The sequence below is a fragment of the Litorilinea aerophila genome, assembly GCF_006569185.2.
GTDB classification, from domain to species: domain Bacteria; phylum Chloroflexota; class Anaerolineae; order Caldilineales; family Caldilineaceae; genus Litorilinea; species Litorilinea aerophila.
Genome location: NZ_VIGC02000035.1, coordinates 1 through 24,534, shown reverse-complemented (window position 1 = coordinate 24,534; position 24,534 = coordinate 1). Strand labels below are relative to the sequence as shown.

The 24,534-nt window shown below is 65.3% G+C and carries 21 protein-coding genes and 1 CRISPR repeat array (1 of these 22 only partly in view); of the genes, 8 read left to right on the top strand and 13 right to left on the bottom strand.

Annotation, left to right across the window (positions count from 1 at the left end; genetic code table 11):
* Positions 1 to 544: a CRISPR direct-repeat array (repeat unit 37 nt; unit sequence GTTTCAATCCCCTTCCGAGGATTAGGTGGTTTCAGAC) (it extends 6,707 nt beyond the left edge of the window).
* Between the two features lie 216 nt (positions 545 to 760).
* The 12 genes from cas2 to FKZ61_RS20345 all read right to left on the bottom strand — a co-directional run bounded on the left by cas2 (position 761) and on the right by FKZ61_RS20345 (position 13,767).
* The gene (cas2, locus tag FKZ61_RS20400) at positions 761 to 1,045 is read right to left on the bottom strand and encodes a CRISPR-associated endonuclease Cas2 (protein ID WP_211358657.1); all 285 of its coding nucleotides are present in this window, start codon (positions 1,043 to 1,045) and stop codon (positions 761 to 763) included.
* A gap of 96 nt (positions 1,046 to 1,141) precedes the next feature.
* Entirely contained in the window at positions 1,142 to 2,155 is a 1,014-nt protein-coding gene (gene cas1 / locus FKZ61_RS20395) for a CRISPR-associated endonuclease Cas1 (RefSeq protein WP_141611995.1), read from the bottom strand.
* A 3-nt stretch (positions 2,156 to 2,158) separates the two neighbouring features.
* Positions 2,159 to 2,968 (bottom strand): CRISPR-associated endoribonuclease Cas6, encoded by an 810-nt coding sequence (cas6, locus tag FKZ61_RS20390; RefSeq protein WP_141611994.1) that lies wholly within the window; start codon positions 2,966 to 2,968, stop codon positions 2,159 to 2,161.
* A gap of 8 nt (positions 2,969 to 2,976) precedes the next feature.
* Positions 2,977 to 3,357: a CRISPR-associated protein Csx15 gene (csx15, locus tag FKZ61_RS20385; protein ID WP_141611993.1), complete on the bottom strand. Its 381-nt coding sequence runs from the start codon at positions 3,355 to 3,357 to the stop codon at positions 2,977 to 2,979.
* Between the two features lie 270 nt (positions 3,358 to 3,627).
* Entirely contained in the window at positions 3,628 to 4,881 is a 1,254-nt protein-coding gene (gene csx2 / locus FKZ61_RS20380; protein WP_141611992.1) for a TIGR02221 family CRISPR-associated protein, read from the bottom strand.
* A 53-nt stretch (positions 4,882 to 4,934) separates the two neighbouring features.
* Entirely contained in the window at positions 4,935 to 6,068 is a 1,134-nt protein-coding gene (csm5, locus tag FKZ61_RS20375) for a type III-A CRISPR-associated RAMP protein Csm5 (RefSeq protein ID WP_141611991.1), read from the bottom strand.
* Positions 6,061 to 7,236: a type III-A CRISPR-associated RAMP protein Csm4 gene (gene csm4 / locus FKZ61_RS20370; RefSeq protein WP_141611990.1), complete on the bottom strand. Its 1,176-nt coding sequence runs from the start codon at positions 7,234 to 7,236 to the stop codon at positions 6,061 to 6,063. Before csm4 ends, csm5 begins: the two co-directional genes overlap by 8 nt.
* Before the next feature lie 11 nt (positions 7,237 to 7,247).
* Positions 7,248 to 8,057 carry a type III-A CRISPR-associated RAMP protein Csm3 gene (gene csm3, locus FKZ61_RS20365; RefSeq protein ID WP_141611989.1) on the bottom strand — a complete coding sequence of 270 codons (810 nt, stop codon included), beginning with the start codon at positions 8,055 to 8,057 and terminating at the stop codon, positions 7,248 to 7,250.
* A 30-nt stretch (positions 8,058 to 8,087) separates the two neighbouring features.
* Positions 8,088 to 8,516: a type III-A CRISPR-associated protein Csm2 gene (gene csm2, locus FKZ61_RS20360; RefSeq protein ID WP_141611988.1), complete on the bottom strand. Its 429-nt coding sequence runs from the start codon at positions 8,514 to 8,516 to the stop codon at positions 8,088 to 8,090.
* A 501-nt stretch (positions 8,517 to 9,017) separates the two neighbouring features.
* Positions 9,018 to 9,608: an REP-associated tyrosine transposase gene (locus FKZ61_RS20355; RefSeq protein ID WP_141611987.1), complete on the bottom strand. Its 591-nt coding sequence runs from the start codon at positions 9,606 to 9,608 to the stop codon at positions 9,018 to 9,020.
* A gap of 296 nt (positions 9,609 to 9,904) precedes the next feature.
* Positions 9,905 to 12,520, bottom strand: a complete 2,616-nt coding sequence (gene cas10, locus FKZ61_RS20350) for a type III-A CRISPR-associated protein Cas10/Csm1 (RefSeq protein ID WP_170200083.1) — start codon at positions 12,518 to 12,520, stop codon at positions 9,905 to 9,907.
* Between the two features lie 332 nt (positions 12,521 to 12,852).
* A complete protein-coding gene (locus tag FKZ61_RS20345) occupies positions 12,853 to 13,767 on the bottom strand; it encodes a CRISPR-associated ring nuclease (RefSeq protein WP_141611985.1) in 915 nt (304 codons plus the stop codon).
* Between FKZ61_RS20345 and FKZ61_RS20340 the strand changes: the two genes are divergently transcribed.
* A complete protein-coding gene (locus tag FKZ61_RS20340) occupies positions 13,766 to 14,938 on the top strand; it encodes a CRISPR-associated protein Csx3 (RefSeq protein ID WP_141611984.1) in 1,173 nt (390 codons plus the stop codon). The genes FKZ61_RS20345 and FKZ61_RS20340 overlap by 2 nt on opposite strands.
* A gap of 23 nt (positions 14,939 to 14,961) precedes the next feature.
* On the opposite strand, the gene FKZ61_RS20335 is transcribed toward FKZ61_RS20340, so the two are convergent.
* Positions 14,962 to 16,644 (bottom strand): NERD domain-containing protein, encoded by a 1,683-nt coding sequence (locus tag FKZ61_RS20335; protein WP_141611983.1) that lies wholly within the window; start codon positions 16,642 to 16,644, stop codon positions 14,962 to 14,964.
* A gap of 492 nt (positions 16,645 to 17,136) precedes the next feature.
* Here FKZ61_RS20335 and FKZ61_RS20330 point away from each other — a divergent pair, with 492 nt between their 5' ends.
* The 7 genes from FKZ61_RS20330 to FKZ61_RS20300 all read left to right on the top strand — a co-directional run bounded on the left by FKZ61_RS20330 (position 17,137) and on the right by FKZ61_RS20300 (position 24,382).
* The gene (locus FKZ61_RS20330; RefSeq protein WP_141611982.1) at positions 17,137 to 17,520 is read left to right on the top strand and encodes a YkvA family protein; all 384 of its coding nucleotides are present in this window, start codon (positions 17,137 to 17,139) and stop codon (positions 17,518 to 17,520) included.
* A 185-nt stretch (positions 17,521 to 17,705) separates the two neighbouring features.
* Positions 17,706 to 18,950: an MFS transporter gene (locus FKZ61_RS20325; protein ID WP_170200081.1), complete on the top strand. Its 1,245-nt coding sequence runs from the start codon at positions 17,706 to 17,708 to the stop codon at positions 18,948 to 18,950.
* Entirely contained in the window at positions 18,947 to 20,326 is a 1,380-nt protein-coding gene (locus FKZ61_RS20320; RefSeq protein ID WP_141611980.1) for a sedoheptulokinase, read from the top strand. The genes FKZ61_RS20325 and FKZ61_RS20320 overlap by 4 nt, the downstream gene beginning before the upstream one ends.
* 196 nt (positions 20,327 to 20,522) lie before the next feature.
* A complete protein-coding gene (locus FKZ61_RS20315; protein WP_141611979.1) occupies positions 20,523 to 21,485 on the top strand; it encodes an alpha/beta fold hydrolase in 963 nt (320 codons plus the stop codon).
* A 38-nt stretch (positions 21,486 to 21,523) separates the two neighbouring features.
* Positions 21,524 to 22,396: an amidohydrolase family protein gene (locus FKZ61_RS20310; protein WP_141611978.1), complete on the top strand. Its 873-nt coding sequence runs from the start codon at positions 21,524 to 21,526 to the stop codon at positions 22,394 to 22,396.
* A gap of 118 nt (positions 22,397 to 22,514) precedes the next feature.
* A complete protein-coding gene (locus FKZ61_RS20305) occupies positions 22,515 to 23,462 on the top strand; it encodes an aldo/keto reductase (protein WP_141611977.1) in 948 nt (315 codons plus the stop codon).
* Between the two features lie 44 nt (positions 23,463 to 23,506).
* A complete protein-coding gene (locus FKZ61_RS20300) occupies positions 23,507 to 24,382 on the top strand; it encodes an aldolase/citrate lyase family protein (protein ID WP_141611976.1) in 876 nt (291 codons plus the stop codon).
* Positions 24,383 to 24,534: the final 152 nt, after the last annotated feature.

The following is a 24,534-nucleotide window of genomic DNA, read 5'->3' as shown; positions in this document are numbered from 1 at the left end:
GTGGTTTCAGACGCACGACGCAATAAACGAAACAGGGTAGCGTATATTGTTTCAATCCCCTTCCGAGGATTAGGTGGTTTCAGACTGAGTTTGTGGTAGGGTCCATGCAGACCACCACCCAACGTTTCAATCCCCTTCCGAGGATTAGGTGGTTTCAGACACGTGAGCAGGAACAACGTGAGACAGTACCACGTAGTAGTTTCAATCCCCTTCCGAGGATTAGGTGGTTTCAGACTTGCTTGCTCCAGTCTGCTATCACTGGTATTCTGGTACAGCGTTTCAATCCCCTTCCGAGGATTAGGTGGTTTCAGACGGAACACAGTGATTTTACTGTGATTCAACCCCTCATATCGGTTTCAATCCCCTTCCGAGGATTAGGTGGTTTCAGACCCGCTTCCCACCCCTTGCACGGGCCTGGGGTGTGTATGTTCGTTTCAATCCCCTTCCGAGGATTAGGTGGTTTCAGACGCTTGTGGTCCCTGTCTATATCAGACCTGGCCATGCGGTGTTTCAATCCCCTTCCGAGGATTAGGTGGTTTCAGACCCCTCACCGCCCCTCAGGGCACGTGACCCACCCAGGGCCAAATTTCCTGCGTTAGCTGAACCCCATTATACCTGATTTCCCTCATTCCTGCCAATCTTCGGCCCAGGGCCTCCCACCCGCCCACGCCTTGCGAACACCCCCCGCTGCCAGGGCGTCTGCAGGGCCTTCTGGAAGGGGGGTGTTCGCAAACCCATCGCCAGAGCCCCACCCGTGCCCTCAAATAATGCGAAGCCTCGGCTCTTCGATGGGGTGGGCCAATCCCCACAGGTTCATCCGAGGCCGGCAATTTTCACAGAGGATGTAAAAACGAATGCTGTCCGCTTCCCCGTCAAAGTGTCGCCGCAGCCGCGCCTGCAGCCGCTCATAGTTCCGTTCGGTAATGTAACACTCAAAGACCGAGCGCTGCACCCGCTCCCCGCCGAAGTCCAGCAGGGTCTGGGCCACTTTCAGCCGCCGTCGATTGTCCGGAATGTCGTAGCTGATGACCACAAACATGGCCATGGCGTCCTTCTCCCCACAGCCCGAAGCGATCCCCTGCCGCCCCCTCTCCCCACGGCCTGCCCACGACCGCCCGGCCTGGCCCCAGGGGCCTGCCCCTCACCGGATCAGGTGGGGGGTATAGTCGTCCCCGCCGCCCTCTGCCTGCAATGCCCGGGCCAGGCTGTAGACCTGTTGCAGAAAGAGACGCCGATAGGTCACCCGCTCCCCCGTCTGGGGATGCTGGATCTCCTGCTCCAGGCGTTGCTCCATCTCCCGCACGAAGCGCTTCACCCCTTCATCCACCAGCACCACAGGGCGCTGATGGGCTTCTCCGGGCTGAAAGTGTTCGGGCTGCAAAATGCCGTTGTTGAGGCACCGCAGAACCACGGAATCCACCACCACCGGCCGAAATTCCTCCATCAGGTCCAGGGCCAGGCTGGGCCGATTGTATTGGAGCTGGTGCAGAAAACCCACGTAGGGGTCCAGGCCCACGGCCAATACAGCGCCCAGAATGTTTTGGCTCAGGAGGGTGTAGCCAAAGCTGAGCAAGACATTGACCGGGTCGGGCGGCGGCCGACGCAGGCGGCGGTGGAAATGCCAGGGCGGTTTGAGGAGGGATTTCCAGGCGCCGAAGTAGACGGCCGTGCCCCGCCCCTCCACGCCCGAAAGGCTGTTGATGGTGCGGCAGTGCTCCACCTGGTCCAGCGCCCGCTCCAGCCCTTCCACCGCCGCCTGCACCTGGGGCTCCCCCTGGCGGCGGGCATAGCGCTGTAGCAAAACCCGGCAGTTGTGCAGCTTGGCCCGGACAAAGTGGCGGGCCAGATGGAGGGCAAAGGTCGAATCCTGGCTGCGCAGGATCTGGGCCACCCGCAGGCCGCCGTTGCCGCCCGTGGCCCCCACCAGCCGGCCGTAGAAGCGTCCCCGTTGACTCAGCAGCACCACCTCGATCCCTTCATCCAGCAGCCGCTTCAAGGCCGGGGTGGTGATCTCCACATTGCCGAAGACCAGCACCTGGCTGACCTGAATCAAAGGCAGCCGGGCCAGGGTCTGTCCCTGTTTGGTCACCACCAGCAGGCGGCTCTGGCAGCTCAACTTGCTGCCCTGTTCCAGCAGATAGAGGGGAGCCCGCATGGATCACCTCGTTCGTCGCGCCTGGCCCATGCCAATGGCCGTCTGGGCGCCCACCCCGCTGTAGAATGCGAAGTCGGCCAGCATGTGCATCACCCCCAGCCAGTAGCGATCCCCCGCCAGGGCTACGTAGGTCACCTGTCCCAGGCCGCCCACCCGCAGGGAGCGGTTCTTGTGCTCCACCGGTCGGCTCGCCAGCCGGTAGCGGCTGATGGCCATCACCTCTTCCCCATAGCGGCGCATCTCCGGGTTCAAGACCATGGGGCTGAAGCTGTTCCAGCGTTCCACCAGGCTGCCGAAGACCAGGCCGGGCATGGGGATGGGCACCGTCATCCCCTTGGATTTGAAGGCCGTGGGCGAGGCGAATTCCAGGGTCACCTGGCGGTCCGGCGGGGCCTGGCGGGACAGTTGCGCCTCCGCCAGCGCCTCGTAGGTGTTGCATCCGCCCCAGGGATGGCGTTCTGGGTTGCAGGTGGTCTCCTGCACGTGGAACAGATGGCCGTCCAGCTCCCAGGTTTTCGGCGGGCTATCCAGCAGCGCGGCGGAGAGGGCCGCGCTCACGGCCGGGGTCAGCCCTGTGACCCGAACGTGGACGGGCTGGCCGGCCTCCAGCCTGGTCTGCCGGGTATGCCGGGCCTCCAGGAGGCTGGAACAGGTCAGGGGCTTGGGCCCGTCGCCGTCGTGGATGCGCTGCACCAGGTCTGGATCCACCAGGTTGAGGCGCTTCAGGGTGGCGGCATAGTTGGCCCGGCCCAGGAAGCCCGGCAGGACGGCGTCTGTGGGGGAGATGAGGGTCAATACAACGGCCATGAGCATGGTGCACCCTACCTTTTTCGGCGTGCTTCGTCGCGGATCTGTTGCAGGTCCAGGATTTCGGCCACCTCATAGCGGCGTGGCGTGGTGTTGGCAGCCGGCCGGGTGCGTACGATGGGCGGGAAGTAGCCCATGCGTCCGTGTAGCTCGGCCAGCAGCACCGCGGCGATGAAGTTGAGGGAGGGCAGCACCACCAGTAGCGGCGCGCTCTGCCACTCTTCGGGCGTCAGCTCCACCTGCGCCAGCAGGGCCTGCACCTGGGGAGCGAAGGGCCTCTGCTCATCGAATTGGGGCATCACCGCGATGATGCGTTGGATTTTTTGTTGGGTGAGCGCTTCGATCTGTTCCTGTTGGTTCGGTGTGATGGGATGGGAAAAGTTGAGCAAGATCACAGCTTCATTTCTCCTGACTGCGCCCAGTAGGTCCGGTCTCCGGCCGGACAAGCGATGGTGGCGGTTCATGTCTCGTAGGTCCGGTCTCTGGCCGGACAAGCGACGATGGCGGTGGGTGCGGCCCTGTCACGCAAGGATGCGTGACCTACGGCCAGACGATGACGCCAGTTCATGTCTCGTAGGTCCGGTCTCTGGCCGGACAAGCGATGGCGGCGTGTGCACCCCTGTCACGCAAGGATACGTGACCTACGACTTTCCGACCGGGTCCGTCTACCGGTCAAATGGGGGGGCCATCAACTGCTGAATATATTTGTTGGCAAGTTCTTCAACCTTCCTGGCTTTCAGGGCTCCCGCTCGCTTGGCCGCATGCATCAAATCGTTGCGTAAATTCCCAAGTTCGCCAAAAAGATCGCTCACCTGGTCCAGCTCGGGTACAGCGGACAGGTCGGGCAACCCTTCATCCGCCACCTGTTTGCCCCGGCGAAGTTGCACTTGTCGACCGAGGGCTCGTTCGACCTGTTCCCGCGCCTCTTTCTGGAGCGTTCGTCCTGCCCATCCAATTTGGGCCATAACCCACGAAACCAGCCACTCCCGGGCCAGGGCCACCGCCTGGAAGATTTGCTGGCGCTCCATGTACCAGGTGATGAGCCTCTGTTCGACCGCCAGCGTCTGCAGCGGATCGTCCCGTTGCGCCTGTTCATCCAGGGCAATCGGCGTGAAGCTCTCCAGTACATGCTGGCCCAACAGGGTGAACGGCTGAGCCAGCACCTGGCTCGGCTGCAGCGCAGCGGGCAATTGGCTGCAAACCCGCTCACTGGCCGCCATCGCCTCGGCGGGGCGCACCACCCGCAGCGCCTGGGATGCATGGGTGAGGCTGTTGGCCGTCCGTTTCACCGGCGAGTTGTTCCAGGCCGAGATATCCGCCTGGCTGGCGGTGTGCAAATCGGGCTTGATACTCTGATGGCGCTCATGGAGCAGTTGGGCCAGGTCACGCGCGTCGCCGAAGCGAACAAACCGGTCGGCGGCTACCATCCAGTCAAACAGATCGACGAAGCGGGTGAGGTCGATCACCGGCGTTCGCCAGATCTCGGCGGACCTGTCGCTCGCTTCGAAGTTGCCGTAAAAGACAGCCTGGAGCGTGATGTCCTTGACAGTGCGTAGATAGGCAGCGGAGAGGAAGGCCAGGAACGGCAGGGAGCGAAAGCCGTGGGTGATGTCGAAGATCACCGTCTCTTTGGGCTCGACAACGCCGACAACTGCCTGAAAGATGCTCCATAGTTCATCGTCGTTGCGGCCATCGGGGATGGGCACAGGCTCCACGTCGGCGACGAAATCTTCCACCTGGGGAAGGAAGCGCTCCTCGAAGTGCGGGCGAGCGGCCTCGGTTACCAGGACGCGCATGTGCAGGTTCGGTATGAAGCGCGCCAGCGCCACGCCGAAATAGGGCGCCACGTGCGTCCGGCCGTCTGGAAAGAGGTAGCAGGTATTGGTCGGTCTGATGCCGAGAAAGGTGATGGCTTTCACAATGGCCTCCTCGAACAAGCTGAAGCTAAAAACTCAAACACTAACTATGCTGGCTATCCTGGAGCAGAGCTCTGCCATTCCACCAGACACCACCCCGGCGCGGCCTGGACCGTCTCCCGCCGTCTGCCCTGTCCGTCCTTGGTCACGTCCACGAAGACCCGCCGGCTGGTCGGGAAGGCGATCCCCTGTCCGGCGTTGTTCTGCCGCCTGCCCCGGCGCAGGCGATAGTGCTGCAGGATATGTTGCATGAAGGCCGGGTTGTCCGCCAGCCGGCTGCCGAAGGTCTTGTTCTCCCAGCCCGTACCCCAGCCCAGGGCAATCAGAAATTGCCTGTCGCCGATCTTCGCCTGCGCCAGCTGTTGGTAGAACTGGGCGATGCGGGTGCCATCCCGGATCCCGTTGAACCAGGCCGCCTCCCGCCCGCAATGTTGGCACACGTAGGTCCCGACCACCCGGGGCAACTGTTCCAGGAGCTCCCCACCGCTCAGCCGCAGCTTCTGCCGCTGCGCCCACTCCGAAAAGAGCTGGCGGTCGATCTTGATGGTCAGCCGGAAGGCGCTGTCCGGGCGAATGGCTTCCATCTCGATGGGCGCCTTCAGCTCCCCACGGCGGTTGATGACCCGGGCATTGGCAACCATCAGCCGGTCGACGTCCAGGGGCTCGCTGTCGCTCACCTGCAGGGCCCGCAGCAGGTCGTGGTTGGGATCCTTGCCGAAAAGTATCTCCTCATATTGCCGGGCCGCAAACCGCCGATCGCGGTCGAGCAGCCGCCCTTCCGGCTCGAGCTTGCGCTGCCCCCACGCGTACCAACCCAGGGCCGTGCGCAGCGCGCCCTTGAGGGTGGAGCCGGGCAGGTAAGGGCGGTCGAAGGCGTCCTTGAGCTGTTCCCGCAGTTGCGCGCCTTCGTCCGTGCTGCGGGGCTGGCCGAGCAAGACATAGCGGAAGAAGGGGCTATCCTCCCGAAAGTCCCCCGGCTTCAGCAGCTCGGCCGGACGGCTCTGGGCCAGTTGTTCGGCCAGCCTGAGGTCCTCCACGTCCTGTGCGTCCAGCAGCGCGTCCTCGTTGATGCGCCAGGTGCGGCGGTTGCGGATGACATAGTCGTACTCGTGCCAAAGCTCGCGACCGCTGCCGATGTGCACCGGCGTGAGCGTCATCACCGTCACGTCGTAGAGGGCATAGTCAGCCATGGTTTGCCTCCTGGGTGAATCCCACCGCCACGCCAAAGCCGCTGCGATAGACCGGGTGGGACAGCATGCCTTCCTGATTTTCATACACCGGCTGCACATCCACCAGCCCGCCCAACACCGTTTCTCCGGCGGGGAGCCAGCTCCCTTCCGCCAGCAGGTGGATGCGCCGCCGCCGTTGGGCGGGGCCATCGGGCGAGCGCAGCCAGCCCGCCACGTCCACCAGTCGATAGGCCACCCCCTCTGCCTGCAAGGTGGCGATTTCCGCCGGCGTGCGCGGGTGGAAGCGACTCAACAGCCAGGCCATGCCGCCGGGGGAGCTATCGGGCAGCGACACTGCCTCCCGGGCGGTTCCCTCCTGGCCAGTTTCCAGGGTGAAGGCGCCGTACCCCACGCTGCGGTCGCCGCCCAGCCCTTCGTCTTGGAGAAACTGGAGGGCCGCGGTCACGCTCTCGGCGTAGGTCGTGGAAGTCCCTTCAATGCGCTGCGCTGGCCGTCGCCACTGCACGCCGAACCACAGCCCGCACTCCTGGGCGAAGCGCACATGGCCGATGTGAAAGATGTTAGATGCCGAAGAGATGCGGTCGATGGTGACCCGGGGCGTGCGCCCTTCTTTCCAGGCTTCCAGGTGGGGATAGGCAGCACGGGGCCGGGGTCGACGACTCTTTGGGTCCACGTGCATCCACTGGGGCAGTTGCTTCAGCTCGGTTTCTCCATCCAGCCACAGCTTGCCTTCCTGCAACAGCAGGCCGGCACTCTGGCCCGGGTCGTCCGGGCCGGTGGGCCCCTCCGGCGGCAGCCAGTCGTCCAGTTTCTCGCCGCTCAGCGCACGGCGCAGCAGCCCTTCCGAGAGATAGGCGATGCGTTTGACCCGCTTGCCTGCCTCCGGCTGGGCGAAGAGCCCCCGCAGATCCACGGGCATGGGATAGAAGCGGACGGCGCCCGCGAAGGGGAAGGCGGAAGTCAGCACGAAGGGCGGATCGGGCGGCTCCTGCAGGAAGGGGGCCAGCCACCTCTCCACTGGGCCACCCAGCCGCTGCCAGGCATCCACCAGCGCGCTGAAGAGGGTGTCGGAAGGCAGGGAGACCGCGGCCTCCTCCAGGGTGACGCCCCGCACGCCCAGGTGGAGGCCGGCGCGGAAGTGGAGCCGGTAAACCGATAGGGTGGGCATGGGCGTCTCCTTTACGCCTGTGCCAGCTGGTCGCGGATCTGTTCCTGCAATTGGGGCAGGGCAGCGACCAGCTGTTCGAGCGCATCAAACTGGCCTAACAGTTGGGCCGGCTGCAGCAGCTCGTTCCTGCTGCGCAGTTTCACCTGGATCTGCGCCAGCCGTACCTTGCCGGAGCCGCGCGAGCCCAGGCCGCCCAGATAGTCATCCTCCAGCAGCACCAGCCCTTCGACCAGCCTGGCAAAACGCTCCACGTCGCGCTGGGAGTCGCAGCCATCGCCCTCGTAGATGGAGTAGACCAGCTCGGCGGGGCCGAAGACCGTCCCGGCCGGCACCCGCTCCATCTGCCGGGGGTTCGCCGCGGAGGTGACCCGGTCGATGGAGACCTCGGTCTTGACCTCGGTGTAGGGCAGGTCGGTGCGACCGTTTTCCTCCAGCCTGGCGATGCTTTCGGCGGTCATCTGGACATCCCGCACCACCAGCCGGGTGGGGGTGCCGAAGTCCCGCTCGCCCGGCACGCCGAAGACCTGGCAGACGTCGCATGTTGCATATTTCTCCGAGGTGTCGCAGGTGTGAATGGATACTTTTTGACCGATAGACTGGTTTTGGGGCAACCCTTCGTACTTTTCCAGCAGGCTGCGTACCTTCCCTTTGAGGGAAGAGCCTGGGATGTAGGGTCGGTTGGTGAGCGGGTCGCGGATCACTGTCTTGTCCACGCCGCCGATCTCCACGCCTACTTCCGATCCGCCGATGTGCAGGCCCGAGACGGCGTGCAGGTTGAATTCCAGAAAGATGCGTCCCCGAAGTTGAATCTGCTTGCTCATGGATGGATCTCCTTCATCTGCAATGGGGGCTCAGTTGCCGCCGTGGGCTTTGTGATAGGCCAGGATGGCCTCGAAGAAGTCGACGAAGTGACGAAAGCGACTATGTCGCTGAACTGCGTCTGGTTCCAAAATCACTTGATCGACCGCATAAATCAGGATCTCTGCCAGTGTCTCTACTCCGGGTTTTCGCTCCTTTCTAGCGCGATATGCCAATTTGGGTTTCAAGAGCACCAGGCGTCGGAATGCTTGTTGGGCATTTTGACCACCCATGTTCCACTGCGCCTCAATCTGTCGCACTTCACCAAAGAGAGCGCGAATCTGACTGGTAGAAAGCCTATCCTCTCTCTTCGGATAGCTCACTAGCTGCTTGCCAATTTTGTCGGCTTGTTGAACGAGAAGGTCGGCTTTGTCGGCATTGGCGATAATGATTTCTATCGCATTTTTGAGATCGTTGTTCATACGTTCCTCCTGTTATCATTGGAATTATGACAAGATTGGGCGGTTGGGAGCCGCCCCTACCACAAATCGGGCCATTTCTCGTAGGCGCAGCTCGTAGCTGCGCATCCGTCGCCATCCCTTCACTCGCCGGAATGTGGCACCATGGGGCGGCTCCCAGCCGCCCCTACCACAAATCGGGCCATTTCTCGTAGGCGCAGCTCGTAGCTGCGCATCTGTCACCATCCCTTCACTCGCCGGAATGTGGCACCATGGGGCGGCTGAGTGAGAGCCGCCTCTATCACAAATCGGGCCATTTCTCGTAGGCGCAGCTCGTAGCTGCGCATCTGTCGCCATCCCTTCACTCGCCTGGGGAGGGCACCATGAGGCGGCTGAGAGCCGCCTCTACCACAAATCGGGCCATTTCTCGTAGGCGCAGCTCGTAGCTGCGCTTTCGCTGTCGCCTTACGGTCTCGTGGGCTGTCAGGAATGTGCGGCTGCGAGCCGCACCTACAAGAAATTAAATTAATCGTCATCCGCTTCACATGATAACCACTCGGCGGCGCAGATGGATGCTGGCAAACTCCATCCCCATCGTTCAGGATAGGCGCCCCGTGCTTGCCAGTAAACATAGCTGGAGTGCGGCCACTCCTCAGGACGTTGCACTAGACCATGGTGTACTGGGTTGTAATGAATGTAGTCCAGATGGCGGCAGAAATCCTCTTCATTCCGAATGACGTGATCCCAAAACCCTTTTTGCCAAAATTTCATGTTACCCGAAATACCCTGTAGATTTTTATAAGCCTTCGTAAAGTTGGGTTTAAGTGAGTGCATGATGTCGCTAAAGGTGCTGTTCCCTGTCGGACGAAGCATGATGTGGAAGTGGTCGGGTAAAAAGCAATAAGCGAGCAGTACAAACGGATGATACTGCTGTGTCTTCCGCAGGTGTTCTCGCAGCAAATCGACAAATGCAGGCTGAGCAAAAACAGGAGTTCTGTGTGCCACCACCTGGGTAATAAACACAATTGAATTTGGAACGTAATAACGACGGATGCTCATTGCGGTTGTACCAGTGCGCTTCATACATGACCGTAGGCGCAGCTCGTAGCTGCGCATCTGTCGCTATCCCTTCACTCGCCGGAATGTGGCGCCATGGGGCGGCTGAGAGCCGCCTCTACCACAAATCGGGCCATTTCTCGTAGGCGCAGCTCGTAGCTGCGCATCCGTCACCATCCCTTCACTCGCCTGGGGAGGGCACCATGGGGCGGCTGAGAGCCGCCTCTACCACAAATCGGGCCATTTCTCGTAGGCGCAGCTCGTAGCTGCGCATCTGTCGCCATCCCTTCACTCGCCTGGGGAGGGCACCATGGGGCGGCTGAGAGCCGCCTCTACCACAAAATCGCTCGATTCTCCTAATCCCCATCCTTTCCCCGGACCAGTAGCTCTGCCCAGCGCGCGGCCACGCCCAGCCGCTGGAAGAGGCGGTAGTCTCTGGCGTGTAGGGCGCCGCGCAGTGCCGCCAGCCGCTGGCGAACCGGCCCGTTTTGCCTGGTCCGCTCTTCCATCCGTTTCAGGGTGTAGACGCTGCGCCAGATCCAGCGCCCCCACACCACCTGGGAGTCGTCCACCCAGCCGCTCTGGCCCTGGGTGAGCTGCCACCGACGCTGTGCTTCTGTGTGCTCCCCATAAAATTCCACCAGCCGTCGCAACAGCGCCTTGGGCGCACCCTCCTGGACCAGCCCGGTCAGTTCGTGCATCAACCCGTGCACCGTCTCCAGATTGGGCATCTCTGCCTCGTCTTCCATACCGAAGAGCGTCCACGGCAGCGCCACGCCCAGGAAGCTGATGGCGTCCTTGCGACGATGGACGCCGTTGAGCCGCCAGTGGAGTGCTTTGGCCTGCTCCTCGGCCCGTTTGGCGTCCTCGGCGGCCTGATAGAGGGGATACTTGCCCCCCACCAGGGCAATGCCTCCGCTGGCGTGGATGCCCGGATGCCCGGCCGCATAGCGGGTCAGGTCCCGGCGCACCGCGATGGCCAGCTCCACCACTGCATCCCAGCTGCCCACAAAGAACAGGTCATCGCCGCCGGCGTAGATGGCGTAGAGCCGTCCTCCCTGGGCAGGCAGGCGACGCGTGGCCTGGTTCACCTCCTCCGCCAGCTTCGCCACCCAGCCCTCGAAGTAGAGGCTGATGGCAAAGCTCAGCATGGCCACCCGGGAGAGGCTCGCCTGCTCGCCCAGACCCCGCTGGAAGAGCGCGCCCAGGTTGTCCACATCCATGCGCAGGACGCCCAGCCGCTGGATGCCGCGCGACCCGTGTTCCAGCACGCTGAAGGGCTTGACCCGCCCGGCGAGCGGTAGCTGTCGGCGTTCCTCTTCCGGGAAGTGCGGGTCTTGCAGCAGCGCCTGGCGTTCGTCGGAGGTGAGGAGGGGCGTGGTGTTGACCAGCAGACGCCGGCCCACCGCGGTCTGGGGCGTGGGTTGGATCTCCGCCAGCCCGTCGTCGTCGATCGCCAGCAGCACCTGGCGCGCGGCGGTGGGCGCAGCCTCGGGCGCCCTCTCCAGGAGCGCAGCCTCCAGCCCGAAAGCCGCCAAGACCTGGTCGTAAGTGCCGGGCGGCGCCGTCAGGTCCAGCGCCATCGCTTCGGCTCCAGGCTTCCCCTCGGTCCACTGCAACCAGCGTGCCCGCCGCAGGGCATCGCCCAGCTCCTCAAAGGCCAGGCAGGCAGGACACTTGTGCACCGGTTCGGCGTCTGCGCCTGCGCGCTCTGCTTTGGTGTTGGGGTGCTCCAGCCCGCAGACCTGACATTGTTGTTCCTTGTTGCCGCCGTGGCCCAGGGGTAGGAAGAGCTGCGCCAGCTCCGATGGCTCCAACTCGCCGAAGCGGCGCAGCTTGGCCTGCTGGATGTGTTCGTGTAGTCGTCCCCAGGCTTCGCTGATCCGACCGCTGAAGAAGTCCGCTCCCTGCAGGGGTAGCCCCGCCACCGCCACGTAGAGTGCGCCCCGGTGGTGTTGGAGCAGTACCCGGCTGATCTCCCGCTGGATGGCCGTCAGGTGGGCCAGATCGCCCGGCCGCGCCAGCAGGTAGAAGTTGCCACCGCCCGCGTAGATCAGATTGGTGATGGGCAGGTCCAGCCGGCGCAGCACATAGCGGGCCACTGCCTCGGTGAGGAGTTGGAGGTAGAAGGAGCGCCCCCGCAGGGAGGGGGTGGCTCCGCTGGCGGTGATGGTGTAGATGAACTCCTGCACGCCGCTGACGTCGCCGCCGACCAGGAGGGCGACTTCCCGCGGGCTCGCTTCCGGCTTCTGCTTCATGGCTTCCAGCCAGGCATCGTCGACCTCTGGGCGGTCGAGCACCGCGGCCAGCGCGGCGGTCATGCGGCTGTGGTCATAGAGGCTGATGTCGGGCAGGCTGCCATAGTAGGCCGACGGGACGCACCAGGTGTAACGCTGAAGCAGGAGCAACATGCTTTCGAGATAGGTGGGCAGGTCACCCCCGTTGGCGTGGGCGTCCCGCAGCGCCTCTGCCGCCCGGCGGAACCCATCCCACAGCGCCTCGTAGCGGCGCCAGACTTCATCCGGCGACAGCTCATCCTTCGGGAAAAGCGCCTCTTCCTCCAGCCGCAGCGGTTGGAGGGGCAGGTAGCGGCGTTGGGTTGTGGGCAACATCTGATCGTCGGCTTCGAGCTGGCAGAAAATCGACAGCAGTTGCCGGGGATGCTCGACGCGCGGCTGGTCGTCCTGGAGGCCGTCGTTGCGTTCGGCGGCGGAGAGATGGTCGGCCAGTTGCACGATGCGGTCGCGGCGGCTTTGGGGTTTGTGATGGTAGCCCACCGGCCCCAGCACCTCCTTGCGCCACTGGGCTGGCACCAGCTCCTCCACGAAGGTGGCGCTGAGCATGGCGTGTTTGTAGCCGAAATCGCCCTGGGCCGTACGTTCCCATGTATAACGGCCGGCAACGGACGCGCGCAGCATCAGTTTGCCGATGTCGTGCAACAGCCCGGCAAGGGCGATCCCTTCCTCTCCCATGGCAATCCACCTCCGTTTCTTTTCTCGCTGGCATGATGGCTTTACGCGGACTGGATCCACCGATTTGCGATCCATCACCGGTTTTCGTCGGGGCGGGACCCCGTGCCCGCCCGCTGTCGCTACGACGTGGCACCGGTTTCCGTAGGGGCGGGGCTTGCCCCGTCCGCCCTCCTCATGTTTGAGCCAGATCAGGGGGTTCGTCGGAGAAGTCGAGGGCCTTCCCCGACGGATCCCCTGGGGCCTACTCTAGCATGACCCGGGACGCGTTCGCTTCGGCAGAAGTATTGATCTTTCTCAACAGAAGTGCGGATCTCGGCCGCCGGGGCCCTGTGCTAGAATGGAGGGCGACTTGCCGGACCGGCCGTCTCCTTGCTGTCCAGCTGGTGCACCAGCCGGCCAAAGCGCTCCCGCAGGAAGTGGAAGTCCAGATGCTCACCTTCGTTGATCCCCCAGGCCACCCGGCACTCCGCCAGGATGGCGGTCTTGTGGCTGTTGACGGTGCTGAGGCTGATCTGGAGGGTCTCGGCCACCTCCTGGGGACGGAGCCCCCGGGCGAAGGCCCACAGCACGTCCCGTTGCCGTGGGGTCAGGCGCTGGAGCACCTCCCGGCAGAGCCGCTGGTCGGCCGTGGTCAACAGCCCCATCTCCCGGGCCAGGGCCTGCTCCGGCGCCTGGGCCATGGCCCGCAGGGCGGGGAAGTAGGTCCCCCACGGCGTCCAGGGCACCTGGATCAGGCGGACGCCGTCTTCCGGCCCCGCGTGCATGATGGCCCCTTCATGGGCCGCCGCCCGGAAGGCGTCCGGCGTGTACATGTGCCAGAGCCGGTCCTGGTGGTCGCAGAGGAGCGCGGCGGCCGAGGTGGCCAGCAGCCCCATCAGCCGACGGCCGCCGGCAATGCAGAGGTGCAGGGCGTACGCCTGCTGCTTCAACTCGGCGATCAGGTTCCGCACCGTGGACCAGACGGCCCCGGCCTCGGCTTCGGTGCGGATGTCCTCCAGGGGACGGTTGCCCAGGAGCACCGGGACCCGCCGGAAACGGCAGGGTTGCCCGGCGTAGCGGTCGTCCACAAATTCCTGGCTCAGCTTCTGAAGGGAGCGCTGCAGCCGTGGATCCTGGGGTGACAGGTGTACCACGAACACCTCGTGGACCGGGAGCTCCCGGGCCAGCAGCCAGTCCAATGCAAAGGTCACGATCTGGGGTTGCCCACCCAGGGTGACGATCAAGGCAGTTTTAGGAGTGTCCATCATGAATCAATTTCCAGCGGTGGCCATCGGTGGCCCGCCCCACAGCGGCAAGTCGGTCCTTACCTATGGCCTGACGCAACGGTTGCGAGCACAATGCATCGATCACTATGTGTTGCGGGCCTGTCCCGACGGCGAAGGCGACTGGAGTCAGGAAGCGCCGCCTGAAACCGTGCGGCTGATCCGCAACAAGAGCCCATTTAGCCGCTCTTTTGTCGAGGGCATCTGCCGGGATTTGAACCGGCGGCATTTGCCCCTGCTGGTGGATGTGGGGGGCCGGCCCACCCCAGAGCAGGAGGCCATTTTCGATCACTGTACCCACGCCATCCTGATCGCCCCGGAAGCTACCGCCTCCACCGAACTGCCCATCTGGCGCGATCTGGCCATCCGCCACGGCCTGGCCGTGCTGGCCGAGCTCCGGTCCGCCCTGACGGGCCAGGAGCAGATCCAGGCCCACAAGCCCGTGTTGCAGGCCCGGGTGGTTGGGCTGGAGCGCCATCGCCCGGTGGGCGGGCCCGTGGTGGATGCCCTGGCCACACGGCTGGCGGCCCTGTTCCACTACGAGGAATCGGAGCTACGCCTGGCCCACCTCAGCCAGTCTCCCCTGGAGATGACGGTGGAGGTGGATCGCCTGGCCCAGGACATGGGGCTGGGGCCCCTCCCCCACACCTGGCAGCCGGAAGAATTGCCCGCCGTCCTGGAATATCTGCCCCAGGGCGAGTCCCTGGCCCTGTACGGCCGGGGGCCGGCCTGGCTCTACGCGGCCGTTGCCATCCACGTTGCGCCGGCGTCCTTGTTCCAGTTCGACCCTCGCCTGGGTTGGGTCCAGCCCTCGACCGTTCGCCTGCAGGTGAACCCGGCGGCCCACCAGCCGCTCCGGTGGCAGGTGGTGGAAACGGCCGACCACATCTGCCTGGAGCTCAGGCTGGTGGATGCCTATGTGGATTACAGCGAAGCCCGGGAGCTCGCGCTGCCGTCCATCCCCGCGGACCGGGGGCTGGTCATCAGTGGCAGGCTGCCCTACTGGCTGTTGACCGGCGTGGTCACCGCCTATCGAGGGCAGCCGTGGCTGGCTACCTACCGCCCCCAACTGGACGACCAGGCCGTGGTGGTCGCGTCCCGGCTCCCTGCCCGGCCGGTGGGCTCTCTGATCCAGATGCCGACGCCTGGGCGCTGACAGCTTTACCCTGGGCTGCATTCTTACCCGGTGACTGTCAGGGTGGCCGGGTCCATACTCCGATCATGGAAGAGGAGCAGATGGGCCCGGGCCCGGGAGCAGCCTACATAGAAGAGGGTCTCCCGATTGTGTCCGGCCCGGTCGTCGATTTCGGCCAGGAGGACCACCGGGCGCTCCAGCCCTTTGAAGGCGTGGATGGTGGTCACCCACAGTTGGTTGGCGCCTCGGGGGAGGGGTTTCCGGGTCAGGACGAAGTTGCCCAGTTGGGTGCCTTCCTTGAGGGCAGAACGGCGCTCGGCCCGGGGCGTGAGGATCACCAGGTCGCCGGGGGCGATGCCTTCCTCGTTGACCAGTTGGTGGAGCTTGCTGCGCAAGAGGCGGAGCATCTCTGCTTCGGACTGATACGGGATCCACTCGGGCTCGCGGCCGGCCGGCCCGCGGCAGCGGATGGTCGTGCCGGCCGGGTGGAAGCGGCTCACCAGCCGGTGGATGCTTCGGGTGTTGCGGCAGTTTTCCTGCAGGGAGTAGGGGCGTTGGTCGATGATGCCGGGGATGTGATCCACGCCCTGGTAGAGGTTCTGGTTGTCGTCGAAGAAGACGTAGAAGATGCCCTGTTCCCGGTCCCGGAGCAGGTACTGGAGGCCCAGCCACCAGTTCTCCTTGAAATCCTGGCCCTCGTCCACCACGATGGCGTCGAACTGGGGGCCCAGCCGGTCCACCGCATCCAGCAGGTAATCGGGCAGGGTGTGGTCGTAGTAGGTCTGGAGATCGTCCTGGGGTTGTGTCAGGGGCAGGGCTGCCTGGTCGGCCAGCTCTTCGCATAGCCCGTGGAAATGGGCCACGTGGACGCCCTGGGGGGCCCGTTCCTGGAGGTAGCGGGCCAGGGCGATGTTGAAGCAGGTGAGGAGCACCTGGAAGCCCTCGGCGGCCAGGCGCCGGGCCTTCTCCAGGGCCAGCATGGTCTTGCCGGAGCCGGCGCAGCCCTGGATGGCGGCCCGGCGCTGCTGGCTCAGGACGTCCAGGATGCGCATCTGCTCTTCGGTCAGCTCCACGATGCGGGCTTCGTCCGCGGCCAGGGCCACGCCCAGGGGAGTGCGCAGCTGGAAAGAGCGGCCCAGCAGGTTGGTCAGGAGCTGCATGCCTCCGCTGCCCAGGCCCTGCCCCCGGGCGTCTTCTTGCTGCCAGTAGGCGAAGGCCCGGCCGATGGCCGCCTCCATCTGTTGGAGCTGGTGGTGATCCATGAGGATCTCCGCCGGCAGGTCCGGGCGCAGGGGGCCGCCGGGGAGGGTGACGTCGGGCAGGACCACGGCGTGGCCCAGGGTCACCCAGCGGTTGCCCCAGCCGGGCAACTCCTGGAGCTTGCGCAGGAGGGCGTATTTGTTGCGCCGGGCCTGCTCGGCCGGGTCTTTGATCTCGAAGGTCTGGCCGTGGCGGTTGGTGGAGGACCAGGCGCCGCTGGCCGCGTCGAAGCAGATGCCGCCGCCCTTCACCTCCAGCACCAGGATGCCCAGATCCGGGTGCGCGACCACGAAGTCGGCCTCGCCGTCCTGCGCGCCGGCGTCGGTGCGGCCCAGCCAGGCCACGCTGTAGAAGATGGTGAAGGAGTCGGGCAGTTGGGACAGGGCGTCGTAGACCCGGCGCTCGGCCCCGCGGTCGGGATCCTGCTGGATGGATTCGGGGAGTCGTTCCGGGAAGCGTTTTGCCATTTCGGGGGACCGGGAGATGGGTCAGGTTGTGATCAAGATGGGTTGAATGAGCTGACCGTAGTATACTCCAGATCGGCGGGGGGGACAAGGCGGTTTTGCCCGCCAGGGGATGAATCCCCGGGCTCCGTGCCAACAAACCTGCTGAAGCCGGTTGGCGCGCTCCGGTTGAACCGGCTTCCAGCCGGTTTGGTCCCCGCCAGGCGCAGATTTCAATCTGTGCCCGGGTCTGCGCATGTCCGCCAGGGGATGAATCCCCAGGCTCCGTGTAAACAAACCTGCTGAAGCAGGTTGGCGCGCTCCGGTTGAACCGGCTTCCAGCCGGTTTGGTCCCCGCCAGGCGCAGATTTCAATCTGTGCCGGGGTCTCGGTATATTGTCAGATTAATTTGTTAATGAGCAACAAACGGGACAATCGGTGTCCGATGGGCGGACTCCGACCATCTTGAACGGGACCCCAAAATGGGGATGTGTGAAATGAAAATGGAGGCGCGTCATGCTGGCATCCTGGCGGGAACGGGCGAAGGCCCTGAAACGCAATCTCTATGCGCTCTCCCTGGCGGCCCGGGACCCGCGGGTGCCCCTGGCGGCCAAGGTGGTCGTTGGGCTGGTGGTGGCCTACGCCCTGAGCCCGGTGGACCTGATTCCCGACTTCGTGCCGGTGTTGGGTTATGTGGACGACCTGTTGCTTCTGCCCCTGGGCATCTGGCTGGCCATCGCCCTGGTGCCCCGGCCGGTGTGGGAGGAGTGCCGGGCGGCGGCCGCGGCGCGGCCTGCCCGCCTGCCCCGCAGCCGGTGGGCCGCGGCAATGATCGTGGGCATCTGGCTGCTGGTGGTAGGGGGCGGCGTGCTGTGGCTCATGGGGTTGGTGGGAGGGTGAGGCTAAAACACCCGCAACGCCCCGTTTGTTGACACCGCTGCCGGGCTGGCCTACAATGATCCCCATCCTATCCGGACCCAAGCCCACCACCAGGACGCCAGCCTGCATCCGACGTCAACCCTGGGCTGCGGCCGGGGCTGCCTGACTGCACAGCCACCCACCACCCGTTGCCAGAGGAGCGAGCGTTGCCCATCACCGCCGACGCCACCCGAACCCAGATCGGCCAGCCGGGGACCCGCCCGCTGCGCCCCCTGGCCAGCACCATCGGCTACTACGCCGCCTTCATCGGCCTGGGGCTGGTGAGCGCCTCCCTGGGGCCGACCCTGCCCGGCCTGGCCGAGCACACTCGCACCCACCTGGGCGAGATCAGCTTCCTCTTCACCACCCGTTCCCTGGGCTACCTGGGCGGCTCGTTGCTGGCCGGCCGCATCTACGACCGCATGGCTGGCCACCCGGTGATGGTGTGGGCGCTGTTGACCATGGCCGCCACCATGGCCCTGGCGCCAACCCTGCCGGTGCTCTGGTGGTTGGCCGCTGTGCTGCTCCTGTTGGGCGTCGCCGAAGGCACCCTGGATGTGGGGGGCAACACGCTGCTGGTGTGGGTGCACGGCAGCCGGGTGGGTCCATTCATGAACGGCCTCCACTTCTTCTTCGGCGTGGGCGCCTTCATCTCGCCCATCATCGTGGCCCAGGCAGTGCTGACCACGGGCGACATCACCTGGGCCTACTGGATCCTGGCCCTGCTCCTCCTGCCCGTGGCCCTGTGGCTGGCCCGCCTGCCCAGCCCGGCAGCCCGGAGCGGCCCGGCCGGCCCCAGTCGGGGTGTGGAGAACCCCCGCCTGGTGGCCCTGATCGCCCTTTTCATGATTCTCTATGTGGGCGCGGAGGTGAGTTTCGGCGGCTGGATCTACACCTACGCCACCACCCTGGGGCTGGCGGACGTGGCCGCGGCCGCCTACCTGACCTCCCTCTTCTGGGGGGCTCTGACAGCAGGACGCCTGCTGGCCATTCCCGTGGCGGCCCGCCTGCGGCCCCGCACCATCCTCCTACTGGATCTGCTGGGCTGCCTGGCCAGTGTGGGCCTGATCCTGCTCTTCCCCCGCTCTAGCCCCATCATCTGGCTGGGGACCTTCGGCACCGGTTTTGCCATGGCGTCCATCTTCCCCACGGTGATCTCCTGGGCCGAGCGCCGGATCACCCTGAACGGCAACGTGACCAGCTGGTTTTTCGTGGGCGCCAGCCTGGGCGCCATGAGCTTCCCCTTCCTCATCGGCCAGCTCTTCGACGCCCTGGGGCCCCGGGTCACCATGGTCACCATCCTGGCCGTGCTGGCCGTGGCCACCCTGGTCTTCGCCGGGCTGATGGTCTACGGTGGCCCGCCCCGAGCGGATGAAGACGTCATCCAGACCCCTGGAGGAGAGATCCGGTGAAGCTGATCGCCATCGACCTGGGGACGACCTTCATCAAGGGGGCCGTCCTCAACCTGGACGAGCTGACCATTCACCACATCGTACGCACGGCGTTCCCGCCTCCCCTGCCCGATCTGCCGCCCCACTTTTTCGAGGTGGAGCCCCAGGCCGTGGTGGCGGAGGTGCAGGAGCTGCTGGGGCGCCTGCTCTCCCTGGAGCCGGAGGCGGCCGGCCTGGTGATGTGCAGCCAGATGCACGGCCTGGTGCTGACCGACCCGGCGGGCCGCCCCCGCTCCAACGCCATCACCTGGCGGGACCAGCGCACCCTGTTGCCCCACCCGTCGGGCGCGGGCAGCCATTTCGACGTCATCCGGGAGCGCATCGGGCCGGAGGCGGCCGTGGAGCTGGGCAACGGCCTGCGGCCAGGGCTGCCCCTCTGCGCCCTCTTCTGGCTGGCCGAGGAAGGGCTGCTGCCCGATGAACCCCTGGTGCCCGCGCCATTGCCGGACTTCGTGCTGGGGCAACTCTCGGGCCAGACGCCCTGCGCCGAGCCCACCAACGCCGCGTCCCACGGCGCGTTGAACCTGGCCACGGGCGACTGGCATCGGGAGGTCATCGCCGCCCTGGGGTTGGAGCGCCTGCGCTGGCCAGCCCTGCGCCCGGTGACCGAGGCGCCCTACACCGTAGAGGTGGACGGCCGGCGCCTGCCCTGCTTCATGCCCGTGGGTGACCACCAGTGCGCCATCGTGGGCGCGCTGGTCCAGGAGGACGAGCTTTCCCTGAACATCTCCACCGGTTCCCAGGTGAGCCAGATCGTCTCCCGGTGGCAACCCGGGGACTACGAGACTCGGCCCTTTTTTGACGGCCGCTTCCTGAACACCATCACCAGCATCCCTGCCGGCCGCGCCCTCAACGCCCTGGTGGACCTGCTCCTGGAGCTGGACCGGGCGGAGCGCACCACCGTGGGCGACCCGTGGCGCTACATCGCCAGCGCGGTGACTGCCATCCCGGAGACGGACCTGGAGGTCAACCTGAACTTCTTCGCCGTGGACGGGGGCAGCGCGGGGGCCATCACCAACATCCGGGAGGACAACCTGTCGGTGGGGCACCTCTTTCGGGCGGCCTTCAAACACATGGCCGAGAACTACCAGGCCGCGGCCCGGCGCCTTGCCCCGGACGGCACGCCCGGCTGGCGGCGGCTGGTCTTTTCCGGCGGCGTGGCCCAGCGCTTCGCCACCCTGCGGGACCTGATCGCGGCCCGGCTGCAGGCAGAATACCGGCTCTGCTCCACGCCCGAGGATACCCTGCTGGGCCTGCTGGCCCTGGGCCTGGTGGCCGCGGGACGGGTGGCCACCGTCCGGGACGCCACTCGTCAGCTGTTCAGCCGCTATCTCTGAGCACGGCTGTTTATCATTTGGGGTCATTTCACGCTTTTCGTTGTTCCTTCTTATACCGATTGCCTAACCAAGAGGCATAGACCGCTCGTCCGGTATGGAAACCGGACCTACGGAATCATGAGCGCCACTTCGTAAAACAATCGGTATGACCAACCGAACTTTTTCACCGAACCAAACGTAGCTAGAGGAGCACACCATGCCGCTGCTCTTTGACATGCCCTTTGAGCAACTGCAGACCTACCAGGGCACCAATCCCCGGCCGGCAGACCACGACACCTACTGGGAGCGGGCGCTGGCCGAAATGCGGGCCGTGGATCCCCAGGTGGAGCTGGTCCCGGCGGAGTTCCAGGTTCCCTTCGCCCACTGTTTTCACCTCTACTTCACCGGTGTGGGCGGCGCGCGGGTCCACGCCAAACTGCTCCACCCCAAGGACGCGCCCCGGCCTCACCCGGCCGTGCTCATGTTCCACGGCTATTCCGGTAGCTCGGGCGATTGGTCCGACAAGTTGGGCTACGTGGCCGCGGGCTACACCGTGGCCGCGCTGGACTGCCGGGGCCAGGGCGGGCTCTCCCAGGATCCCGGCGGCGTGGCAGGCTGGACCCTGCGGGGGCACATCATCCGGGGGTTGGACGACTCGCCGGACAAGCTGCTCTACCGCCAGATCTTCCTGGACACGGCCCAGCTGGCCTGCATCGTCATGGAGATGCCGGAGGTGGATCCGGACCGGGTGGGCGCCACCGGGGGCAGCCAGGGCGGCGGCCTGACCCTGGCCTGCGCCGCGCTGGAGCCCCGCATCAAGCTGGCCGCGCCGGTCTTCCCCTTCCTCTGTGACTACCAGCGGGTCTGGCATCTGGAGCTGGCCAAGAACGCCTACGCGGAGCTGGAGGAGTACTTCCGCCGCTTCGATCCCCTCCACGAGCGGGAGCAGGAGATCTTCACCAAACTGGGCTACATCGACGTCCAGCACCTGGCCCCCCGCATCCAGGCCGAGGTGATGATGGCCACCGGCTTCGCCGACCGCATCTGCCCACCGTCCACCCAGTTCGCCGCCTACAACAAGATCCGCAGCAAGAAGTCCCTGCGCATCTACCCGGATTTCGGCCACGAGAATCTGCCCGGCAACAGCGATGCCATCTTCCAGTTCCTGAGCCGGCTATAGCCTGACTACCACCCTGACCGCCATACGGAGGCACCACCATGCTCCCCTTCCCCATCGTCGACACCCACGTCCATCTGTGGGATCCCAACCGGTTGCGCTATTCCTGGCTGACGGGCAACCCGGTACTGAATCGCCCCTACCTGTTGGAGGACTACCGCCAGGCCATCGGTCCGGTCCAGGTGGAGAAGATGGTTTTTCTCCAGTGTGACTGCGACCCGGCCCAGTTTCGGGAGGAGGCGGCCTGGGTGGCGGAGCTGGCCCGGGAGGAGCCCCGCCTGCAGGGCATGGTCCCCTGGGCGCCCCTGGAACAGGGAGATGCCGCCCGCCCCGACCTGGAGTGGCTGGCCGCGATGCCCCTGGTCAAGGGCGTCCGCCGTATCCTCCAGTCTGAGCCGGATCCGGAGTTCTGCCTGCGGCCGGACTTTGTGAAGGGCGTCCAGGCCCTGGCCGATTATGGCCTGAGCTTCGACATCTGCATCTACCACTTCCAGCTGCCGGGGGTCATCCGTCTGGTGGCCCAGTGCCCGGAAGTCTCCTTTATCCTGGACCACATCGGCAAGCCGGATATCCGCCAGGGCCAGCTGGACCCCTGGCGGGAACACATCCGGGAGCTGGCCGCCTTCCCCAACGTCTGGTGCAAGGTCTCCGGGCTGGTGACCGAGGCGGACCATCGTCGCTGGACCCGGGAGGAGCTGAAGCCATACATCGACCACGTCATCGAGGCCTTCGGCTTCGACCGGGTGATGTACGGCAGCGACTGGCCCGTCGCGGTCCAGGCCACCGACTACCCCCGCTGGGTGGAGACCCTGGCCTGGGCGGTGGAGGGCTGCAGCCAGGAGGAGCTGCGCCGGCTCTTCCGGGACAACGCCATCGCCTTCTACCGGCTGGATGCGGGAACGGACAATGGTTAATGGAAAACGGATAATGGAGAATGGCTAATGGCTGATGGACAGGGAAGGTTCGTGGCCAGCCTGAATATTTTGAACTTGTCTACGTGTCACTTGTAACCCTCCAAAGGAGCATTCATCCATGGAATATCGACAGCTGGGTAAATCCGGCCTGCGTGTCTCGGTCATCGGCCTGGGCACCAACCAGTTCGGCGGCAAGGTCGACCAGGCCGGCGTCAACGCCATCATCGACACCGCCCTGGACCTGGGCATCAACTTGATCGACACTGCGGACGTCTACCAGAAGGGGCGCTCTGAGGAGACCCTGGGCGTGGCCCTCCAGGGGCGCTGGGACCGGGTGGTGCTGGCCACCAAGGTCTACAACCCCACCGGGGATGGCCCCAACGACGTGGGCGCCTCCCGCTACCACATCATGAACGGCGTGGAGGCCAGCCTGCGCCGCCTGCAGACCGACCACATCGACCTCTACCAGATCCACCGCTGGGATGCCACCACGCCCATCGAGGAGACCCTGCGGGCGCTGGATGACCTGGTGCGCAGCGGCAAGGTACGCTACGTGGGCGCGTCCAACTTCGCCGCCTGGCAGCTGGCCCAGTCCAACGTACTGGCCGAGCTGCGGGGCTGGAGCGCGTTTGTCAGCGTCCAGAACCACTACCACATGCTGGAGCGGGGCCAGGAGCAGGAGGTGTTGCCCTACTGCGCGGCCAACGGCGTGGGCTTCCTACCCTACTTCCCCCTGGCCGGTGGCTTCCTGACGGGCAAATACCGGCGAGGCGAGCCGCCGCCGGCCGGCTCCCGGGGCGAATCCAGCGCCTACGTCCAGAAGTACATGACCGACGCCAACTACGACAAGATCGAGCGGCTGGCGGTTTGGGCCGAGGAGCGGGGACGGACCATGACCGAACTGGCCCATGCCTGGTTGCTGGCCCATCCCCCGGTCAGCTCTGTGATTTCCGGCGCCACCCGGCCCGAACAGGTGGAGAGCAACGCCAAAGCCGCGGACTGGGTGCTGACCGAGCAGGAGCTGAAGACCGTCAACGCCATCCTGGATGGCGAAGCGGGAGAGTGAGTCCGGAGTCCGAACTTCGGACTTCCACCGAAAGGAGCTGCCCCATGCCCGCCCGGATCAACCGTGTCATCGAGCTGTTGGAACAGGGACAGCCTGTCTACTACACGGGCGTCCCCGAGGTCAGCTACGAAGCTGGCCTGGCCGCGGTCCAGACCTGGGCCGACTACTTGAATGTGGAGCTGGAACACGGCGCGTTTGACATGGGCGCGCTGGATGCCTTCATGCGGGGGCTGGTGGACGGCGGGCCCACCCGCAGCGGCCACCGCACGCCCGCGGTCATCGTCACCCTGCCCACCGACGGCACGGACGAACATGTCATGCGCGCCAACGCCTGGATGGTCAAACAGGTGCTGGCCCGGGGCGTCCACGGCATCCTGCTCTGCCATGCGGAGACGCCCGCCGCGGTGAAGGTCTTCGTGGAATCGGCCCGCTATCCCTTCCACACCCTCGGAGTGGGGCAGGGGCTGGACCAGGGCCGGCGGGGATCTGGCGGCCAGGGCCACGCTGCGGCCATCTGGGGGGTGTCGGTGGCCGAATACCTGGATCGAGCCGACGTCTGGCCCCTCAACCCCAACGGGGAGCTCCTGTTGGGCTTGAAGATCGAGAACCGCCGGGCCCTGGAAAATGCAGAGCTCAGCACCCGGGTGCCGGGCATCGCCTTCGCCGAGTGGGGACCGGGGGACATGGGCATGTCCTTCGGCTGGAAGGACGCCCACGACCCGCCCTACCCGCCGGAGATGGAGGCGGCCCGGGCCCGGGTCAAGGCGGCCTGCGACGCGGCCGGCATCGCCTTCCTCAACGGCGTCACCCCGGAAAACGTGGTCCAGATGATCGACGAGGGCGTCAAGATCTGTTCCACCCGCAGCCGGGAAGCCGCGGACATCGGCCGCCGCTACACCGGCCGCACCCTGCCCGTCTAGCCCCCACCGCCCACCTACCGCCTACTTGTCGTACATCAGCACATCGTGACGGTTTTAGCGATGAAACCATCAGCACATCGTGACGCACATTGAAAACTGAATAACCATCAGCAGAACAGCAGGCCAACCTGTGTCTGGTTATCTCCTAGGTA

Coding starts and splice junctions, on each gene's coding strand:
- cas2 (WP_211358657.1), bottom strand. CDS start 1,045: ATGGCCATGTTTGTGGTCATCAGCTACGACATTCCGGACAATCGACGG.
- cas1 (WP_141611995.1), bottom strand. CDS start 2,155: ATGCGGGCTCCCCTCTATCTGCTGGAACAGGGCAGCAAGTTGAGCTGC.
- cas6 (WP_141611994.1), bottom strand. CDS start 2,968: ATGCTCATGGCCGTTGTATTGACCCTCATCTCCCCCACAGACGCCGTC.
- csm5 (WP_141611991.1), bottom strand. CDS start 6,068: ATGGCTGACTATGCCCTCTACGACGTGACGGTGATGACGCTCACGCCG.
- csm4 (WP_141611990.1), bottom strand. CDS start 7,236: ATGCCCACCCTATCGGTTTACCGGCTCCACTTCCGCGCCGGCCTCCAC.
- csm3 (WP_141611989.1), bottom strand. CDS start 8,057: ATGAGCAAGCAGATTCAACTTCGGGGACGCATCTTTCTGGAATTCAAC.
- csm2 (WP_141611988.1), bottom strand. CDS start 8,516: ATGAACAACGATCTCAAAAATGCGATAGAAATCATTATCGCCAATGCC.
- FKZ61_RS20355 (WP_141611987.1), bottom strand. CDS start 9,608: ATGCGCAGCTACGAGCTGCGCCTACGGTCATGTATGAAGCGCACTGGT.
- cas10 (WP_170200083.1), bottom strand. CDS start 12,520: ATGGGAGAGGAAGGGATCGCCCTTGCCGGGCTGTTGCACGACATCGGC.
- FKZ61_RS20340 (WP_141611984.1), top strand. CDS start 13,766: ATGAATCAATTTCCAGCGGTGGCCATCGGTGGCCCGCCCCACAGCGGC.
- FKZ61_RS20345 (WP_141611985.1), bottom strand. CDS start 13,767: ATGATGGACACTCCTAAAACTGCCTTGATCGTCACCCTGGGTGGGCAA.
- FKZ61_RS20335 (WP_141611983.1), bottom strand. CDS start 16,644: ATGGCAAAACGCTTCCCGGAACGACTCCCCGAATCCATCCAGCAGGAT.
- FKZ61_RS20330 (WP_141611982.1), top strand. CDS start 17,137: ATGCTGGCATCCTGGCGGGAACGGGCGAAGGCCCTGAAACGCAATCTC.
- FKZ61_RS20315 (WP_141611979.1), top strand. CDS start 20,523: ATGCCGCTGCTCTTTGACATGCCCTTTGAGCAACTGCAGACCTACCAG.
- FKZ61_RS20310 (WP_141611978.1), top strand. CDS start 21,524: ATGCTCCCCTTCCCCATCGTCGACACCCACGTCCATCTGTGGGATCCC.
- FKZ61_RS20305 (WP_141611977.1), top strand. CDS start 22,515: ATGGAATATCGACAGCTGGGTAAATCCGGCCTGCGTGTCTCGGTCATC.
- FKZ61_RS20300 (WP_141611976.1), top strand. CDS start 23,507: ATGCCCGCCCGGATCAACCGTGTCATCGAGCTGTTGGAACAGGGACAG.